This window comes from Methylobacterium sp. Leaf91 (genome assembly GCF_001422815.1).
In the GTDB taxonomy this organism is placed as follows: domain Bacteria; phylum Pseudomonadota; class Alphaproteobacteria; order Rhizobiales; family Beijerinckiaceae; genus Methylobacterium.
The window spans coordinates 1-15,098 of record NZ_LMMP01000007.1 but is presented as its reverse complement, the minus strand read 5'-3'; the positions used below and the strand labels follow the sequence as shown (position 1 = coordinate 15,098).

The window sequence follows — 15,098 nt, the reverse complement described above, 5'->3', positions numbered from 1 at the left end:
ACCTCCGTAGCGAAGATCAGTGGAGTGTATCGACCGAACCGGAATGTCGCCTGAACAAGTCACGCCGCGCCGTAGCGGTCGTTGAGGCTCGCGGCGAGGCCGTCGGCGAATTTCGCGGCGGCCACGGGCAGCATCCGCCCACGCAGCTGGCCGAGAATCAGGGTCATGGGGGAGAGGTCGCGTTCGTCGATGGGCCGGCTGACGAGGCGGTGGTCATTGGGGATGCCGCTCGGCACCTGCAGGCTCACCACATCCTCGCGCAGGGCGAGGTTGCGCAGGAATTCGAGCGAGCTCGATTCGACGGCGGGGCGAAACGGCGTTCCCCGGCGCGCCAGCGCATCGTCGAGATGATGGCGGATCGCCAGCGACCGGTCGGGCAGGGCGAGGGGATGAGTGAGGCATTCGCGCAGCCGCACCGGCCCTCCCTCTTGGGCCAGGGGATGCGAGGCGCGCATCACCACGCAGAGAGTCTGCCTGCAGGTGAACAGGGCGTGGAGATCGACCGACGGCGGCGGCTGCAGCACGAGGGCGAGGTCGGCCTCGAAGGAGACGAGGGCCGCCACCGCCTGGGCATGGTCGCGCACCTGGACCGTGAACGAGACGAGGGGAAAGCGCGCCCGGTAGGCCCGGACCTCGTCCGGCACGATCTGGTTCACGAAAGCCTGGCTGCAGGCCAGCGCCACATGTCCACGCCGCACGCCGGACAGATCGGCGATCTGCGAGCGGACCCGCTCCATATCCGACACCTGATCCCGGATATGACGCACCAGCAACTCGCCGGCCGCGTTCAGCCGCATGCCCTGCGCCAGCCTCTCGAAGATCGGCGTCCCGAGTTCGTATTCGAGGTCCTGGATCTGCCGCGTGAGCGCCGAAGGCGCGATGTTCAGGGCCTCCGCCGCCCGGCGGATCGAGCCCCGCCGCGCTACCTCGGAAACGTAGGTCAGGGTGCGCAGATGCTTCATGGGGCCTGTTCGATCAGGGCTCTCAGCCGCGACTCGCGCTCAGGTCGATCGTCCCATCAGACCACCTCATCCTGAGGTGCCCGCGTCAGCGGGCCTCGAAGGAGGCCTCCAGATGCCGCAGCGATCCCTGAAGGGCTCCTTCGAGGCCGCTCCGCGGCACCTCAGGATGAGGTGAAGTCTTGGACAAACGACCCGAACATGCGCCTGGAGGGTGATCTCCAAGGCACCGCTCCGCCCTACGCCAGGTGTTGCGAAATCCGCAACACCATCGTCGATAACCAGCACTCGTTTGCAACGGCCTCCCGACATACCCTCTCCGGGTTCACATCATGTCGGAGCTGGCTCAGATGATTCGTCGTCGCACCTTCCTCGCCGGCCTCGGGGCCGGCCTCGTCGCCGCACCGTCGGTGCTGCGGGCCGAGACGCCCATCGTGATCCGGATGGGATCGCTGAAGCTGATCCATTCCATCGCGCCGTATTTCTACGCCCAGTTCGCGCCGCCCGGCGTCACCGTGGAGGTGATCCCGTTCGAGAGTCCCACCGAGTGCAAGAACGCGGTGGTGACGAAATCGGTGGATTTCGGAACGTTCGGGATCGCCGCCGGCACCCTGGGCGCCGCGGCCGGTGAGCCCATCGTCGTCATCGCCTCCACCTGCAATCGCGGCATGGCCATCATCGCCAAGACCGGGTCGGGCATCCAGAAGGTCGCCGACCTCAAGGGCAAGCGCGTGGCGATCTGGCCCGGCTCGACCCAGGAGGTCTTCGCCCTGGAGCGCATGCGGATGGAGGGGGTGAGCGTGAAGGACATCACGCCGGTCCGCATCTCCTTCAGCGAGATGCACATCGCCCTCGCACGCGGTGACGTCGACGCCTATGTCGGCGCGGAGCCCGCCCCCGGCGTCAGCCTCTCCACGGGAATCGGCACACTGGTCGAGTATCCCTACGGCACCGAGATGGGCTCCCTCAACATGGTGTTCGGCGCCCATCGCGACACGCTGGCCGAGCGGCCGGAGGTGGTGAAGACCATGCTGGAGATCCACCGCAAGGGGTCGGATTTCGCGCAAGGGAATCGCGACGCCACCGTGGCGATGGCGGTGCAGAAGCTCGGCCAAAAGCGGGAGGCCATCGAGCTCTCCGTACCCAATGTCGAATTCAAGTGGAAGCTCGGCGAGACCGAAGTGAAGCAGGCCAAGGCCTATTCCGAGCACATGCTGGCGGCCCGGCAGATCAAGCGCCTGCCCGACTTCTCCAGCTTCATCGATACCCGCTTCGTCGATGCGATGAGGGATTCGTGAGCGCGCCGGCCGTTTCCGCGCCGGCGGTGGCGGAGGTAGCGACCCGCCGCGCGCTTCCGAGCTTCGCGAGCCTCAAGCAGGCGTTGCTCGCGCTCACGCTGCCGGTGGCGATGGGCATTGCCTGGCATCTGCTCACGGTCGGCAAACCCTACAGCCTGATTCCGCCGCCCTCTGAGGTCTGGATGGCGATGGTGGATCTCGCCATCGGCGGACCGGAGGGGGATGCCTTCAGCGGCACGCTGCTCACGCATCTCACCGCCTCGCTCACCCGCGTCTTCGGCGGGTTCGGTCTCGCTGCCCTGGCGGCGGTCCCCCTCGGCCTGCTCATCGGCCGGGTTCCGCTCATGCGTCAGCTCCTCGACCCGACCCTGCAGATCCTGCGCCCGGTGCCGGTGACCGCCTGGCTTCCGCTGGCGATGATCCTGTTCGGCCTGGGTCCGCGCTCGGCCTATTTCCTCGTCTTCCTCGGCGCGTTCTACCCGATCCTGGTCAACACCATTTTCGGCGTGCGCTCCGTCGAGCCGCGCCTGTTCGAGGCCGCCGCCATGCTCGGCTGCCGGGGTTCGGCGCAGTTCGCCCGCGTGGTGCTGCCGGCGGCACTTCCCTCGATCTTCACCGGTCTGCGCCTCGGCCTCGGCTTCGCCTGGGTGGTGATCGTCGTCGGCGAGATGACCGGCGTTCCCACCGGCCTCGGCGCGATCATCATGGAGGCCCGGCAACTCTCGCGCACCGAGATCGTGATCTGCGGCATGATCGTGATCGGCGTCGCCGGCTTCGTCTGCGACCGGGCCGTGATGCTGATCGGCCAGCGCCCACTCGCCTGGAGCCCCTCACATGGCTGAGCCCACCGTGCCGATCCTCGACATTCGCGGCGTGTCGAAATCCTTCGCCGTCCAGGGCCGCACGGTACAGGCTCTGAGCGGCGCGAACCTCAGCGTGGCCAAGGGCGAGTTCATCTGCCTGCTTGGCGCTTCGGGCTGCGGCAAGTCCACCTTGCTCCGCATCGTTGCCGGGTTCGAGACGGCCACCGGCGGCGAGGCGCTGATGTGGGGCAAGCCCATCGAGGGACCCGGCCCGAGCCGGGGCATGGTGTTCCAGGATTACGGCCTGTTCCCCTGGCTCACCGTGCGGGACAATATCGGCTTCGGCCCGAAATCGCGCGGCCGGCCGGCGGCGGAAATCCGCGATACGGTGGAGCGCTACATCTCCCTCGTCGGGCTACAGCGCTTCGGCGACGCCTTTCCGCACCAGCTCTCCGGGGGCATGAAGCAGCGGGTCGCCATCGCGCGGGTGCTGGCCAACGATGCCGAAATCGTCCTCATGGACGAGCCGTTCGGAGCGCTCGACGCCATGACCCGCGAGCGGCTGCAGGACGAGCTCCTCGATCTGTGGAGCCGCACCGGGTTGACCGTGCTGTTCGTGACCCATGCCATCGAGGAGGCGATCTTCCTCGCCGACCGGGTCGTGGTCATGTCCCCGAGCCCCGGCCGGATCGACGCGATCCACGCCATCGACCTCGCCCGCCGCCGCGACGTCTCGAGCCCGGCCTTCAACGACGTGCGCCGGATGCTCTCGGCTCAGCTCCATAGCCACCACGCCCCCGTGGCCGCATGAGCGGCGCGGCGTCGCGATCCGGCGACTGGCGCCGGATGGACCGCGAGACCCTGAGCCGCGCCTACGACAACACCCGCGCCGTCGCCGATTCTGCCGCCCGACTGTCCGGTTGGCGGGCGCGAAGCGCCGCGTTTCGCGCGCTCCACCCCCACACGCTCGACCTCCCCTATGGGCCGGCCGAGCGGAACCGGATCGACCTGTTCCAAAGCGGGGCGGAGGATGCGCCGCTCCTCGTCTTCATCCATGGCGGCTATTGGATCCGCAATACGCGCCAGGATTTTGCCTGCATGGCCGAAGGAGCGTTGCATCACGGTCTCGATGTGGGTTTGGTGGGATATACCCTGGCGCCAGATGCCAGCCTCACCGAGATCGCCGCCGAGATCCGGGCGGCGCTGCGCTTCCTGCGCGACCGGGATGAGGGGAGGGGGCGCCGTCGCCTCGTCGTTTCGGGCTGGTCGGCCGGCGGGCATCTCGCAGCGCTTGCCATGGCGTGGCCCGAGGTCGATGCGGGCCTCGCCATCAGCGGCGTGTTCGATCTGGAGCCGATCCGGCACACCGAGCTCGACGACCGCCTGCACCTGACCGATGCGGAAGTCGAGACGCTCTCGCCGATCCGGCAGGTACCGCATTCGGATAAGCCCCTCGCCATCGTGTGCGGATCGAACGAATTGCCCGAATTGCGACGGCATTCCGCTGATTACGACCGCGCGTGGCGGTGCGCCGGGAACGCGTCACGCTTCGTCGAACTGCCCGGCCACGACCATTTCTCGATTCTCGACGAGCTTATCCGCCCCGACGGCGCGCTGACGGCCCTCGCCGTGGAGCTCGCAGGGAAGGGCCCGTAGCGCTCCTCTCGCCGTACCGAAGCCGGCCCGTCACTCCGAATTTTCGCCGCGCAGGCACGCCTCCTGAGCCTCGCCCGCTCGCCGCGCGCTCCTCGCATGGCGTCCGATGACGGCTTCCCCCTTCTTCGCTGCGAGCAGGTCAGGGTCGCCCCAGCGCGCCAGCATGGCCTGAAATGCCTCGTGCCGCTCGCGCAGAAAGGGAATTCTCCCCCCGGCACTGTCCCTGCACGGATGAGGTGGGTGGATTGCGCCGCAGGGCACCCAGCCGGGCGGGATCGGAGCCGTGGCGGGATGGGTTCGGCCGAGACGCAGGATGCTCGGCAGGAGATGGGTCCTCGGGCCGACCGGGGCCGATCCCGCTTCGATGCGGATAGGCGAGAACACCTCGATCCGCCCGATTCGGGTGACGAAGACGCGATGAGGACCGGCGGCGACGAGCTGAGCGGCGATGGGATCGCCGGGTCCGAATAGGTTCCCTCCGGCGGCCCTTCTAAGCAGTGCGATCGTCCCGGGATCGTTCGTCCGAATACAGGCATCGACAGCGAGTAGGTTTAGACCGAGATCGAACACTATACCGTCGCGGTCCTCGGGTTTTGCTGCATGGTGATCGGGGCCGAGTTCGGTGATGACCGACCGTCTATTCATGGCGCAGGCATCATCGGGCAGGCATAGGGCCACGGCATGACTCCAGCCGAAGGCGAATCCTGTTTCGTAAGCCACTGGTCGACAGTCGGCGTCTGGGTCGAGGGCGATGGCTCCCCGTGTCGTGGTCAGACCCATCCGCGCGTCCGGCAGGGACCGCGCTTCTTCAGCCGGGTCCCGGAGAAAGCTCGCAACCGCGCCGAAACTTCCAAAACTCCAAGTGGTAGAGGGATCTTCGAGCGCCTTCGCCATCAGATCCGCGACCGCGCTCCTGAAGGCTGCGGCCGGTGAGCGCCTTGTCGTGAGAAACGCGTCGGTGAGTAGCTCCATCGCGGCAGATTACCGGGGCGGAGCGTCGTGCGCGAGACGCGATCACAGGCGGCACTGAAATTGCTGCGGACCCGACGCGTTCGCCCTCGCCGGGCGCTTCCCATCGTCGTCTCGACCGGGCAGTCTCTCGGCCTGATCATTCATGGATTTCGAGGATGGACCTGAATTCAGTCGGCGCCGTCGCCACGCCGAGGACTCGCCTCGACTTGGCCGATTGGCAGGACGGCGATGCGTGGCTGGCCGGTGGGACGTGGCTGTTCTCCGAGCCCCAGCCGCATACGCGCCGGCTCGTCGATCTTTCCCGGCTCGGCTGGCAAGCACTTGAGGTGAGTGAGCGTGGCCTTTCCATCGCCGCGACCTGCACCATCGCCGACTTGTTTCGTCTCGATCTGCCGGTCTCTTGGCGCGCGTCGCCGCTCTTCGCGCAATGCTGCCGGGCGCTGCTCGGATCGTTCAAGATCTGGAACATGGCCACCGTGGGAGGCAACATCTGCCTCGCGCTGCCGGCCGCGCCGATGATCGCGCTCGCCACGGCCCTGGAGGGCACCTGCCTCGTCTGGACGCCGGAGGGGGCGGACCGTGAGGTTGCCATCGTCGACCTCATCGTCGGCGCGCAATGCAATGCCCTGGCGCCCGGAGAAATTCTTCGGCGTGTCGATCTTCCTGTGGCCGCGCTGGAACGCCGGACCGCGTTCCGCCAGATCTCTCTGAGCCCCAATGGACGTTCCGGTGCCCTGTTGATCGGTACCCTGGACCGAGGCGGTTCTTTCGCTCTGACCATCACGGCCTCGACGCGTCGCCCGCTGCGCCTGGTCTTCCCCGCGCTGCCGGATGAGGCAGCGCTTACCGCTGCCATCACCGAAGCGGTGCCGATGGCGATGTACCATGACGACGTTCACGGCGCGCCGGATTGGCGGCGGCACATGACCTTCAGCCTCGCCGAAGAGATCAGGCGCGAATTCGAGAATGAGACTCCGGCATGATCCTGCATGTCAACGGCCAGGAGCAGGCTGCATCGCCACGGCCCGGCCAATGTCTGCGCACGATGTTGCGCGAACTCGGCTGGTTCGGGGTCAAGAAGGGTTGTGATGCCGGGGATTGCGGCGCCTGTACGGTCCATCTCGACGGCGAGCCGGTCCATAGCTGCCTGCTGCCCGCCTTCCGCGCCGAGGGGCGCCGCGTCACCACGATCGAAGGGCTGGCTGGGTCCTGCACGCCGGAGCTCGGTGAGACGGCGGGATTACACCCGATGCAGCAGGCTTTCCTCGACGCCCAGGGGTACCAGTGCGGCTTCTGTACCCCCGGCATGATCATGACCGCATCGGTCTTGGATCAGGGGCAAAGGAGCGATCTCGCCACCGCGTTGAAGGGCAATCTCTGCCGCTGCACCGGATACGGCGCCATCGCCGAAGCTATCGCGGGGGTGGCGCGCGTCGAACGCCTCGCGGATGGTGACGGCGAGCCGTGCGGGCGCAGCATCCCGGCCCCGGCGGGGAGGGGGATCGTCTCGGGCGATGCCGCCTTCACCTTCGATCTGGCCGTGCCCGACCTGCTCCATCTCAAGGTGCTGCGCTCGCCCCATGCCCATGCGCGGATCTCGCGGATCGACAGGGCGGCTGCTCTGGCCGTGCCGGGTGTCGTGGCCATCTTCACGCATGAGGATGTGCCGGCGAAGAGCTTCTCCACCGGGCGGCATGAAAATCCCCTCGACGACGCAGCGGATACGCGGATTCTCGATCCGATCCTGCGCTTCATCGGCCAGCGGGTCGCGGCCGTCGTGGCCATCAGCGAGGAAGCGGCCGAGGCTGGTTGTGGGGCGCTCCTCGTCGATTACGAGATCCGCGATGCGGTGCTCGATCCAGACGAGGCCATGCGACCCGGCTCACCACTGGTCGTCCATGACAGTGCCGACCAGCCCGGAGAGGATGCGCCGCCGCGCCTCTCTCATCCTAATCTCGCTGCAGAGGTACATGGCGAGGTCGGCGACGTCACGGCGGGGTTCGCAGAGGCGGACCTGATCCATGAGGCGACCTATCACTCCCAGCGCGTGCAGCACGCCCATCTCGAGACCCACGGGGCCCTCGGCTGGCGCGATGACGACGGCCGCCTCGTCATCCGCTCCAGCACCCAGACGCCGTTCCTCACCCGCGATGCGCTGGCCGACCTCCTCGAGCTTGAGCGCGACTCGGTGCGGGTGCTCTGTGGCCGGGTCGGCGGCGGCTTTGGCGGCAAGCAGGAGATGTTGACTGAAGATCTCGTGGCGCTCGCCGTTCTCGCCACAGGTCGCCCCGTCAAATGGGAGCTGACACGTCAGGAGCAGTTCAGCGCCACCACGACACGCCACCCGATGCGAGTGACCGTAAAGATGGGTGCCCGCCGGGACGGCACTTTGACGGCGACCGCGCTGAATGTGGTCTCCAATACCGGTGCCTACGGCAACCATGCCGGCGGCGTGATCCATCACGGCTGCAACGAGGTGATCGGCGTCTATCGCTGCCCCAACAAGCGTGTCGACGGATATGCGGTCTATACGCATACTCTGCCGAGCGGCGCGTTCCGGGGCTATGGCTTGAGCCAGACCATCTTCGCGGTGGAATCGGCCATGGACGAACTGGCGCGCGGCCTTGGCCTCGACCCGTTCGAGATGCGCCGCCGCAACGTCGTGCGCCCCGGCGATCCGATGGTGTCGAACAGCCTCGAACCGCACGACGTGGAATACGGAAGCTACGGCCTCGATCAGTGCCTAGATCTCGTCGCAGCCGCCATGCGCGAACTCGCCCCGGCGGACATTCCTTCCGCTGACTGGCTCGTCGGCACAGGGATGGCCCTGGCGATGATCGACACGATCCCGCCGCGCGGGCATTTCGCCGAAGCGCGGATCGCGCTTCGAGCGGACGGGACCTACGCTCTCGATGTCGGTACCGCCGAGTTCGGCAACGGGACGACCACGGTTCATGCGCAGATTGCGGCCTCCGCCCTCGGCACGATCCCGGACCGCATCTCCCTTTGCCACGGTGACACCGACCGCATCGGCCACGACACCGGTGCTTATGGATCGACCGGTATCGTGGTGGCCGGGCAGGCGACGTTGAAAGCCGCACTCGCGCTGTCGCAGGGCCTCCGCGAGGCTGCCGCCGAGAGGGGAGGGGGGGCTCCCGATCAATACCGTGTACACCGCGACGGCGTCTCGAGCCCGTCGGGGGATATTGGCTTCTCGGACCTCCTTTCGGATGGCCCCATCGTGCGCAGGGGCAAGGCAGATGGCTCGCCGCGCTCCGTCGCCTTCAACGTCCAGGGTTTCCGGGTCGCAGTGCACCGGTCGAGCGGCGAAGTGCGCATCCTCGATAGCTTGCATGCCGCCGATGCCGGCCGGGTCATGAACCCGATGCAATGCCGTGGGCAGATCGAGGGTGGCGTAGCCCAAGCGATCGGTGCGGCCTTGTACGAGGCGGTGCGCATCGATGACGAGGGGCGTGTGGTCACGCAGACGTTCCGCAACTATCACATCCCAGCCTTCGCCGATGTACCCCGCACCAAGGTCTTTTTTGCCGACACCTACGACCGCATTGGCCCGCTCGGCGCGAAATCCATGAGCGAGAGCCCGTTCAACCCAGTTGCTCCGGCACTTGCCAATGCCATCCGCGACGCGACGGGTGCACGGCTCACCGCGACCCCGTTTGCGCCGGACCGTATCTACCTGTCGGTGATGGAGGCGGTAGAGCATCGGGACAGCCCGGTATGACATCGGCCATTTTTCGATGATTTCGTACCGGTGAAGAGAGCTGCGCTCAACGACGTTTGGTCGAGTGAAGCTGTTGAATGTTTTCTGCTACGCTCTTCTTCGCCGAAGCGACTTATACTTCGGCGGGAAGTTTTCAGAGAACCGTTTCGATCAGCCCGAGACGCTTGGCTTCGTCAGCTTCGATGTACCAATTGTACGGCGCCTTCTCGATGACCTCGTCGAGGGTGACGTTCGAGCCGGCGACGAGGTTGGCGAAACCCTCGTTCTGAATCTCGATGGAGGTCTCGATCTCGTGCAACGTCGCTTTTAGGCTGGCGATGCATGTGGTCAGCGGGCCGTGGATCTCGAGGGTCTTCGCCATCTTGCGTTCATGAATCATGAGCCGCGTCCCCCGCGTGAGATAGCGGTTGGGGCGGGCGAAGAAGCTCATGAGGGTCGTGCCGGCGGAGTAGATCGCGGCCTTTCCGAGGAAGACAAGGCGACGGTGAGGCGTGACCTCGCTAGCGAAGCGGATATCCTCGCCCATCATACGGGCTACTTCGGGGTCGCCGCCGAGGGTCGTGAGTTCGACCACCACAAGATCGCGCTCGCAGGCGGCGTCGAACTGGCGACGGAAGTCCTTGTACATCGCATTGTCGACCGGGCCCGACAGCAGGATGGCGGGGGCCTTGAAATCCGGGGCGGAAAGAGGCGAGGTGTCCATTGTCGATCCTTGGCCGGGCTGCGCGGGGAGCGGTTTCCCGCAGGACTCATGCCCGGCTCTTGTCGGATCAGAATCCCCAATCCCGTCGGCAGTTGCGGTGACGGCGAAAAATTGCGACCGGGGCGGTGAAGCCATCCGCACGGCCCGGCGACGGATCTGGACTTTTCAGCCCACCAAGCCTATATCGAGCCTGCGTTTGATGACCGGTTCGTAATAACGTTTCAGGACCCGGAGGGCAGTACTCCGGCGCCTCCACCAAAAGCGCATCGTGATGCGTTTCTGATGGGGGCGAAATAGGATCGACTGGGCGGTAAAGGGATCGCGAGAGCGTCGGTAAGGACTCGACCGGTTTGGCGCAGGTAACCCCTGTTCCAAGTATTTGGCCAAAACTCTAAATGCCAACGATAACGTTGTCATGGATGCCCGCCTCGCGGCGTAAGCATCTTGCGGTAGGGTAACCGTCGAAACAGAACCCGGGGCTTCGGCCCCGGGACCCACTTTATCTCACTCATTTGATGAATATCAGTCAGCCGCGGCACTGCCGTTTTCGGCTCTATTGTCGTATGTTTGTCGCATAAATCTCCCATGCAAGATTTCAGCGTCAGACCGTCCGGCACGTCACAACAATTCCTGCTGCGTGATCGTGCCAGCAGGTCGTGTGTGCGTACGCACATTCGTGCTCTAGAACTTTTCCAAAGCGTTGCTGTCTGGTGTGCCTGCGCTAATTCGCATCATCAGGGAAAGCTGTTGACCATTGAGCGTTTGCCGGAGGCTGGTCGAAGCTTCGCGAAGACTTCCGCGACATGGCTCAACGGAATTTTATGTCTATGGCTCAGGTTCGGAGAACGCCATGCATGGCACTGAAGACCTCGAACTCAACCGGCGCGATCTGATGGCAGGAGCATCAGCCTGTGCCGTCGCCGTTGCCTGTCCCTCCGCCGCGTGGGCTGCTTCTCGCGATGCGTCAGGCCCCGTCATGTCCAAGGTTTCGCTGACCGTGAACGGAACGGCCCACGAAATCGACCTCGATACTCGTACGACCCTCCTCGACGCCGTCCGCGAGCACCTTCACCTGACGGGTGCAAAGAAAGGGTGCGACCACGGCCAATGCGGAGCGTGCACGATGATCGTCGACGGCCGACGCATCAATTCCTGCCTGACCCTGGCGGTGATGCACCAGGGCGATACCGTCACCACCATCGAAGGATTGGGGAAGCCTGGCGAGTTACATCCGATGCAGGCAGCCTTCATCAAGCATGACGGCTACCAATGCGGGTTCTGTACGCCGGGCCAGATCTGCTCGGGCATTGCGGTCCTCGATGAGATCAAGGCTGGCATCCCAAGTCATGTCGCCGCTGATCTCACCGCGACCGCTTCATTCACCACTGACGAGATCCGCGAGCGTATGAGCGGCAACATCTGCCGCTGCGGTGCTTACTCCAACATCGTCGATGCCATGTCCGAAGTTGCGGGGAGGCAGGCATGAAGTCTTTTACGTATGAGCGGGCAACATCACCGGCCGAAGCCGCTGCGTCCATCACGCGCGTCCCCGGCGCGAAGTTCATCGCCGGCGGCACCAACCTCCTGGACTTGATGAAATTACAGGTGGAGACGCCGACCCACCTCGTCGACGTCAACGGCTTGGCTCTCGATACGATCGAGCCGACGGAGGAGGGGGGCTTACGGATCGGTGCCTTGGTGCGCAACACTGATCTGGCGGCCGACATGCGGGTGCGGCGCAGTTACGCCGTGCTGAGCCGGGCTCTTCTGTCCGGTGCCTCGGGCCAGTTACGGAACAAGGCGACCACGGCCGGCAATCTGCTTCAACGAACCCGCTGCCCCTACTTTTATGACACTGCGCAGCCCTGCAACAAGCGCCAGCCTGGAAGCGGTTGCTCCGCCATCGGGGGTATCAGCCGCCAGCTGGCAGTGGTGGGTGCCAGTGAAGCCTGTATCGCCACGCATCCCGGCGACATGGCCGTGGCCATGCGGGTCCTCGACGCTCATGTCGAGACGGTGAACGGTGAGGGAGTTACCCGGACGATCCCCATCGCCGCGTTTCATCGCAATCCGGGAGACACGCCGCAGATCGAGACGAGCCTGCAGCCCGGCGAACTCATCACCGCTGTCACGATCCCCAAGCCGGTGGCGGGGACGCATATCTACCGCAAGGTCAGGGACCGCGCCTCCTACGCGTTCGCTTTGGTCTCCGTGGCGGCCGTTATCCAGCGCGACGGAAGCGGGCGCGTGGCAATCGGTGGTGTCGCTCCGAAGCCCTGGCGTGACGAGGCCGCCGAAGCGGAGCTTCCGAAGGGAGCGAAGGCCGTGACGGACCGTCTGTTCGCGGATGCGAGGCCGACTGACGACAACGCCTACAAACTGAAGCTGACCGAGCGCGCACTTGGCGCCGTCCTGACCGAAGCGAGGGCCTGAACCATGAAGTTCGACACTCCCGCGGGTCGGAACCCGATTGACGAACTGAAGGTGGTGGGCAAGCCCACGGACCGGATCGACGGTCCGTTCAAGACGACGGGCAGGGCGCAATACGCCTACGATTGGTATGATCCGAAGTCGAAGGCAGCCTATGGCTACGTCATCGGCGCGACCATCGCAAAAGGGCGGATCAACGCGATGGATCTGAGTGCTGCCAAGGCGGCACCCGGTATCCTGGCTATCGTTACCGCTGAGAATGCCGGCCCCCTCGACAAGGGCAAGCTCAACGCCGCCAAGCTTCTGGGTGGCCCGGAGATCGAGCATTACCATCAAGCCATAGCGCTGGTGGTGGCCGAAACCTTCGAGCAGGCGCGCGCAGCCGCAGCGCTCGTGCGGGTCGACTACACCGAGACCAAGGGCGCCTTCGATCTTGCGGCGGTGAAGGACACCGGGAAGCCGGAGAAGCTCGCGAGCGCGCCCTCCGATACATCGATCGGTGATTTCGAGGGGGCTTTCTCGGCGGCGCCCATCCAGCTCGATGCTACCTACACGACACCCGACCATGCTCATGCGATGATGGAACCGCATGCCTCCATCGCCTCCTGGGACGGCGACAGCCTCACCGTCTGGACCTCGAACCAGATGATCGATTGGGGGACGCGGGACCTCGCTCTGACCCTACGTATGCCGAAGGAGAAGGTTCGCCTCATCTCCCCCTTCGTGGGCGGCGGGTTCGGCGGCAAGCTGTTCCTGCGTTCGGAGGCTGTGATGGCCGCCTTGGGCGCGCGAGCCGCCAAGCGACCGGTGAAGGTCGCCCTGACGCGGCCGCTTACGTTCAACAACACGGTTCACCGCCCCGCTACGATTCAGCGTATCCGGCTCGGCGCGACGCCGGACGGAACTATCACGGCGATCGGCCACGAAAGCTGGTCCGGCAACTTGCCCGGCGGCAAGCCGGAGGCTGCGGTGCAGCAGACCCGCCTGCTCTATGCCGGCGCCAACCGCATGACCCAGACCCGCCTCGCCATGCTCGATTTGCCGGAGGGCAATTCCATGCGCGCGCCCGGTGAGGCTCCTGGCCTGATGGTGCTCGAGATCGCCATGGACGAGATGGCCGAGCGTATCGGGATCGATCCGGTGGAGTTCCGTATTCGCAACGACACGCAGGTCGATCCCGAGAAGCCTGAGCGCCGGTTCTCCCAGCGCAGCCTCGTCGAATGCCTGCGCCAGGGCGCTGCAAAGTTCGGGTGGGACAAGCGGATCGCGAAGCCAGGTCAGGTCCACGAAGGACGCTGGCTCGTCGGGATGGGTGTCGCTTCCGCCTTCCGCAACAACATCAACGTCAAGTCCGGCGCGCGTGTTCGCCTCGACGATCGAGGCGTCGTGACTGTCGAGACCGATATGACCGATATCGGCACCGGCAGTTACACGATCATCGGCCAGACGGCCGCCGAGATGATGGGATTGACCCTCGACAAAGTCGTGGTTCGACTTGGAGATTCGGCCTTCCCAGTCTCTTCGGGCTCTGGTGGCCAGTTCGGCGCGAACTCTTCGACCTCGGGCGTGTACGCCGCCTGCGTTAAGCTACGCGAGGCAGTCGCAAGGGCGCTTGGCGTCAACTCGGACGATGCCGTATTCACGGATGGATATGTCCGCTCCGGAAACCGTTCGGTGCCCCTCGCGGATGCGGCGAAAGCTGGGGAGCTCGTCGCCGAGGATACGATCGAGTTTGGTGGCGATCTCTCGAAGACCTATCAGCAATCGACGTTCGGAGCCCATTTCGTAGAGGTCGGTGTCGATACAAGCACTGCCGAGATCCGGGTCAGACGCATGCTCGCGGTCTGCGCCGCAGGGCGTATCCTCAATCCGAAATCGGCGAGGAGCCAGGTCATCGGCGGTATGACGATGGGCGTCGGTGCGGCGCTGATGGAGGAACTCGCCGTCGACACACGGCGCGGTTTCTTCGTCAACCACGACCTCGCGGGTTACGAAGTACCGGTCCATGCCGACATACCGCACCAGGAGGTGGTTTTCCTGGATGAGACCGATCCGATCTCCTCGCCGATGAAAGCCAAAGGCGTTGGCGAACTCGGGATCTGCGGTGTCGCCGCGGCGGTGGCAAACGCGGTGTACAACGCAACCGGCATACGAGTCCGGGATTATCCGGTCACGCTGGACAAGCTCATCGACCAAATGCCCGACGCTGCGTAGCGCTCTCGAAGGCGTGCGATCCGCGCGCCTTCGTCTCACTCAATGACAAGGCGCGCCGACGTAAGCCGGCGGCCCAGCCGCCGAGCTGCGCTCGGGAGCAATTTTCCCAGAAATAGCAGAGCGTTATCGAGCCTTGCCATGTCCTTGTTTCATGGGATTGTCGCGAAAGTTTCAGTGTCCTGTCATTTTGGCATTGACGAGAGTGAGGGGTGGGTCTAGAAGCCTGTTCATCGGCGGCGGCCAGCGGGGACTTCGGTTCGGCGGGCGGCTGTTGTGTCTTCTGGGCACTGATGGATGGATGATCTGGCTGCTTAGCTGGGT

12 protein-coding genes and 1 other RNA gene are annotated in these 15,098 nt (G+C 65.2%); 10 read left to right on the top strand and 3 right to left on the bottom strand.

The window, feature by feature from the left end:
- Nucleotides 1-59: 59 nt before the first annotated feature.
- Complete coding sequence (locus ASF32_RS07810; protein ID WP_056425978.1) at nt 60-962, bottom strand: LysR family transcriptional regulator; 903 nt, start codon at nt 960-962, stop codon at nt 60-62.
- Nucleotides 963-1,309: 347 nt separating this feature from the next.
- On the opposite strand from ASF32_RS07810, the gene ASF32_RS07805 reads away from it, so the two are divergent.
- The 4 genes from ASF32_RS07805 to ASF32_RS07790 are packed head-to-tail and all read left to right on the top strand — an operon-like array spanning nt 1,310 to nt 4,716.
- Complete coding sequence (locus tag ASF32_RS07805; protein WP_056426233.1) at nt 1,310-2,257, top strand: NrtA/SsuA/CpmA family ABC transporter substrate-binding protein; 948 nt, start codon at nt 1,310-1,312, stop codon at nt 2,255-2,257.
- Nucleotides 2,254-3,099 carry an ABC transporter permease gene (locus ASF32_RS07800; RefSeq protein ID WP_056425974.1) on the top strand — a complete coding sequence of 282 codons (846 nt, stop codon included), beginning with the start codon at nt 2,254-2,256 and terminating at the stop codon, nt 3,097-3,099. The genes ASF32_RS07805 and ASF32_RS07800 overlap by 4 nt, the downstream gene beginning before the upstream one ends.
- Entirely contained in the window at nt 3,092-3,871 is a 780-nt protein-coding gene (locus ASF32_RS07795) for an ABC transporter ATP-binding protein (RefSeq protein WP_056425972.1), read from the top strand. The genes ASF32_RS07800 and ASF32_RS07795 overlap by 8 nt, the downstream gene beginning before the upstream one ends.
- Nucleotides 3,868-4,716, top strand: a complete 849-nt coding sequence (locus ASF32_RS07790; protein WP_056425969.1) for an alpha/beta hydrolase — start codon at nt 3,868-3,870, stop codon at nt 4,714-4,716. The genes ASF32_RS07795 and ASF32_RS07790 overlap by 4 nt, the downstream gene beginning before the upstream one ends.
- A gap of 30 nt (nt 4,717-4,746) precedes the next feature.
- Here the strand turns inward: ASF32_RS07790 and ASF32_RS07785 are convergent, their stop codons facing one another.
- Entirely contained in the window at nt 4,747-5,610 is an 864-nt protein-coding gene (locus ASF32_RS07785; RefSeq protein ID WP_200919071.1) for a hypothetical protein, read from the bottom strand.
- Between the two features lie 233 nt (nt 5,611-5,843).
- Here ASF32_RS07785 and ASF32_RS07780 point away from each other — a divergent pair, with 233 nt between their 5' ends.
- A complete protein-coding gene (locus tag ASF32_RS07780) occupies nt 5,844-6,671 on the top strand; it encodes an FAD binding domain-containing protein (RefSeq protein ID WP_056425965.1) in 828 nt (275 codons plus the stop codon).
- A complete protein-coding gene (locus ASF32_RS07775; RefSeq protein ID WP_056425962.1) occupies nt 6,668-9,430 on the top strand; it encodes a molybdopterin-dependent oxidoreductase in 2,763 nt (920 codons plus the stop codon). The genes ASF32_RS07780 and ASF32_RS07775 overlap by 4 nt, the downstream gene beginning before the upstream one ends.
- Nucleotides 9,431-9,563: 133 nt before the next feature.
- Here the strand turns inward: ASF32_RS07775 and ASF32_RS07770 are convergent, their stop codons facing one another.
- Nucleotides 9,564-10,133 carry a hypothetical protein gene (locus ASF32_RS07770; protein WP_056425959.1) on the bottom strand — a complete coding sequence of 190 codons (570 nt, stop codon included), beginning with the start codon at nt 10,131-10,133 and terminating at the stop codon, nt 9,564-9,566.
- A 153-nt stretch (nt 10,134-10,286) separates the two neighbouring features.
- On the opposite strand from ASF32_RS07770, the gene ssrA reads away from it, so the two are divergent.
- The 4 genes from ssrA to paoC all read left to right on the top strand — a co-directional run bounded on the left by ssrA (nt 10,287) and on the right by paoC (nt 14,777).
- Nucleotides 10,287-10,614: a transfer-messenger RNA gene (gene ssrA, locus ASF32_RS24415) on the top strand.
- Between the two features lie 369 nt (nt 10,615-10,983).
- On the top strand, nt 10,984-11,619 hold the full coding sequence (paoA, locus tag ASF32_RS07765) for an aldehyde dehydrogenase iron-sulfur subunit PaoA (RefSeq protein WP_056425956.1): 636 nt from the start codon (nt 10,984-10,986) through the stop codon (nt 11,617-11,619).
- Complete coding sequence (locus ASF32_RS07760) at nt 11,616-12,566, top strand: xanthine dehydrogenase family protein subunit M (protein ID WP_056425953.1); 951 nt, start codon at nt 11,616-11,618, stop codon at nt 12,564-12,566. Before paoA ends, ASF32_RS07760 begins: the two co-directional genes overlap by 4 nt.
- Nucleotides 12,567-12,569: 3 nt before the next feature.
- On the top strand, nt 12,570-14,777 hold the full coding sequence (gene paoC / locus ASF32_RS07755; RefSeq protein WP_056425950.1) for an aldehyde oxidoreductase molybdenum-binding subunit PaoC: 2,208 nt from the start codon (nt 12,570-12,572) through the stop codon (nt 14,775-14,777).
- Nucleotides 14,778-15,098 lie beyond the last annotated feature (321 nt).